Source organism: Escherichia sp. KCJ4928 (assembly GCF_004352695.1).
In the GTDB taxonomy this organism is placed as follows: domain Bacteria; phylum Pseudomonadota; class Gammaproteobacteria; order Enterobacterales; family Enterobacteriaceae; genus ECMA0423.
In genome coordinates, this window is sequence record NZ_SJWV01000282.1 from 1 (window position 1) to 3,492 (window position 3,492).

At 48.8% G+C, this 3,492-nt stretch carries 3 protein-coding genes; all 3 read right to left on the minus strand.

Going from position 1 to position 3,492, the window contains the following annotated elements:
* Positions 1 to 355 (minus strand): fimbria/pilus periplasmic chaperone (locus E0D98_RS22410; RefSeq protein ID WP_085314178.1); only part of this gene is annotated, 355 nt, incomplete at its 3' end.
* Between the two features lie 14 nt (positions 356 to 369).
* Positions 370 to 2,829, minus strand: coding sequence for a fimbria/pilus outer membrane usher protein (locus E0D98_RS22415; protein ID WP_072095375.1), 2,460 nt, complete (start codon positions 2,827 to 2,829; stop codon positions 370 to 372).
* Between the two features lie 50 nt (positions 2,830 to 2,879).
* Positions 2,880 to 3,446 carry a fimbrial protein gene (locus E0D98_RS22420; RefSeq protein WP_000472422.1) on the minus strand — a complete coding sequence of 189 codons (567 nt, stop codon included), beginning with the start codon at positions 3,444 to 3,446 and terminating at the stop codon, positions 2,880 to 2,882.
* Between the last annotated feature and the right edge of the window lie 46 nt (positions 3,447 to 3,492).

Here is a 3,492-nt window from a genome sequence, read left to right on the forward strand (position 1 = left end):
TTTTTTCCGGGGCGGGAGGAATTTCACGCATATTGTAGAAAAATAGCGTTTCGCGATCGCCCGGTAATTTTGTGGTCGAGGCTTGCTTTACTATCCGTACCTGCGTTGTTGCTTTCGGTTCCAGACGTTGTATCGGCGGTAGGGCGACCAGAAGATCATCGCTTTTCTCCCCTTTTTCATTTTCGAGCCAGGAATAAGCGAGGTAGGGGAGTTTATCGCTACGATTATCCACCCGCAAACTGGTAGCTTTATCATTAGCGTTAAACACAATACGAGTGCGATCGGGTTGTAGTGCAGCGTGGCTGCACAGACTGGCAACCAACAACAAAAGGGGTAGTCCTTTCATAAATGTCATTTTCATTTCCTTAATTAATGACAAGGTAAAATCAGGCGATTTGCGGTGTCTTCCAAATGTTCAGGAAGATGGAGCGAGCAATGCTGGCTATCACCCCAGACCACGGTAAACTTTTGATTTTCAGCGACTCCGCTTAACCAGGCATGTCCTTCCTCGCCAACCATCCCCACGCTAATGCCGCTGTCATCCTGGCGGATATCCGCTCCGAGGGGAGGAAACTGACCGCTGGCGTTGCGAATGATGACGTTAACGTCTTTACCGGAACGGGAAGCCAGTGATTTGTAACCTATCGCGCCTTCAATCCACGTTTCTTTGATAACGTTTTCTGCAACTGTTACGCCGTCGGGTAAGTCATTCATGTTCACCGCCACGGTGGAAGGCTGGTAACTGGAAATCAACGGCACCACCGCAATGCCAAAATGGTTGGTGTAGTCGAGATTGCCCTGAACCGGAATATCTGCCACGCCATCGGTGCTGACCATCAGGCGTGGTTCATTGGTGGAGCTGCGGCGATGAAACGCTGCACCATATTGGGTTGCGGTGAAAGAACCGCTCCAGCTGCTGCTGACGGAACTGTAATCATTGGCGGCATAGGTACCAGAAATATCCCACTCACCCGCTGAACTCAGGTGCTGATAGTTACCGCTCACCTGGGCTCCATTGTCCGGACGGTCGGATTGCAGTCCGGCAGACATGCCCCAGCTATTACGTTCATCCAGCGTATCGTTCCACGACATGCGGTGTGTGGTGCTGTGGCTACTGTTTTGCATGTCATAGCCAACCCGACCACCGTTACCGAAGGGGAGCGAAATCGACAGGTAAATCTGGTTGTCGCGATCTTTATCTTCGTAATGGGTTGTATTGAATGACGTCGAAATAGAGATATCTCTCCAGTCACCAATATCAACATTAAAACCTGCCGTGATGTTGGCGGTCGTGGAGGCGTCTGCATTCCACCAGGTTTGATGTAGCAGGTTGGCGTAAAGATTGAGGTTTAGTGGGGTAATCGGTTGGCCCACAGATAAGCTGATCGTCTGTTTTTCGTCCTGCGCATCGCTGTCGTTGTATTTGTGATCCAGATAGTTGGCGTAGCTGTGAAAATGACGATCGGAGAAACGATAAGCGGCGAGGGAAATCGTGCTGTTGGTGGCATCCACTTGTTTGCTGTAATTAAAACGGTAGCTTAAGCCCCGCTCGTCCTGCTGAGTATCAAAGTGACTACTGGCCCACGTGACATCAAACGACAGCGCGCCAAGCCACAGCATATTTTGCCCGATACCTATTGCGGCAGAATGGTAGTCATCACCAGAAAGCAGCAGGCCGCCGTACAGCGAGGTGTTTGACAGCATCCCCCAGGAAACTTCATTGCTAAAAAAGGTTTCATTTTCAGTTTGATGTGACATGGAGGGCCGTGGCTGACCCGCGGCCAGTTTATAGCGAACCTGTCCCTGACGAGTCAGGAAGGGCGTCGATGCTGCCGAAACCTGGAAATTGTTCACCCGACCATCTTCTTCCGTCACTTTGACATCCAGTGTGCCCTGAACAGACTGATTAAGGTCGTCAATGATAAATGGGCCTGGTGGGACTTTTTTCTGGTAAATGACGCGGCCTGATTGACTGATCGTCACCGTGGCATTGGTCTGTGCAATACCGCTAATTTGTGGGGCGTAGCCGCGTAGTTCCCATGGCAACATTCGATCGTCACTTGCCAGTGCCGCGCCGGTATAAGAAAAACCGTCGAAAATATTGGAACTAAAATCCGTTTCGCCGAGGGTTAATTTTGAACCTAATTGCGGTAACGGGCGAAAAAGATAGGTACGTGATATTTCGCCTGACTGTTCATGGTTATCATCGCTATCAGTCTGATTCAACTGATAATCACTGCGTAAGCGCCATGCCCCCGTGTTGATTCCGGCTGTTCCATAGGCGTTAAGATTAGTGCTGCTGCTGCCATCCTGTGGGCGGTAGCTGCTGGCAAACAAGTTGTAATCCATCAGGACACCGGCGACACCTTCTTTCCATGTGGAGGGTGGGGTCCAGTTTTCTGAGTGCCACGCCAGCCAGGCTTGCGGAATGGTGATATTTAGTTGCTGATTGGCTTGATCGAAATTGAAGAGCATTTCAGGTCGGGAGCTAAAATCGACGCACTGATTTATCAATGGTAACGACTGACGGACTTCAGGTTTTAAGCCAAATTTATCGACCAGTAAATCATTGATGCACGGAATGGTTTTATCGTCATTTTTGTGCCAGTTAATCTTTTGCCCGTTACTGATTTGGTTATTATTTACCGCAACGCTAACAAAATACTCACCGGGAGCAATGACTCCTTTTTCCTTTAATAATGAAATATCAATGCGGTCGCGCATTGATTTATCGAGAACATTAAGGTTGAATTCGACCGCCAATGCGCAAGGCATCGCCACGACCAGGCAGGATACAAAAGAGAGTCGATAAATATTCACGGTGTCCATACCTGATAAATATTTTATGAAAGGCGGCGATAGCGCCGCCAAAGTAATACTTATTTATAATCCAGCACGTAGGTTGCATTCGCCGTAACTGCGCCTGGCGTTACAGGTGTAGCCTGATCAATTTGTTCCATCCAGGCAAAGAAATTCAGCGTTTGTTCGCTGGAGGTCGGAGCCAGGTCGATATCTGGAGTAGCGGTGCCTAAAACGATATTGCTTTGATCTTTATTCATTAAACGTACGCCGACGCCGGTGGCTTCACCCGTGCTGGTGTTGTTGAGAATCGGATCTGCGCCGGTGGTTTTCGCTGAGCTATCAAAGGTGACTGCAACTTTAGAAATCTTGCCACCGGAACCGTTGCTGGAGTTTTCCAGATCACAGTTGACTAAGCGCAGGTCGACAGCAACGGCATCGCTGTGATGTGACTGATTAATGTGGCTGGTGGTCACCTGACCGAGTTCAACCTCTTTATCAATATCATCCTGATGTATTTCACACGGTGCTTCAATAACTTCACCTTTAAAGTGAATTTCACCGGATCCTTCATCAGCCGCATAAACAGGTGCTGTGAACAGCAGAGATACGGCCAGTGCGGCCAATGTTTTTTGTCCTTTAAACATAACGGAGTCCTTTAACAGAAAAGAAAAAAGTATATCGGTGCAAGAA

Bases quoted from the DNA above. Each gene is read 5' to 3' on its own strand.
- E0D98_RS22420 (WP_000472422.1), bottom strand. From the start codon at position 3,446: ATGTTTAAAGGACAAAAAACATTGGCCGCACTGGCCGTATCTCTGCTG.
- E0D98_RS22415 (WP_072095375.1), bottom strand. From the start codon at position 2,829: ATGGACACCGTGAATATTTATCGACTCTCTTTTGTATCCTGCCTGGTC.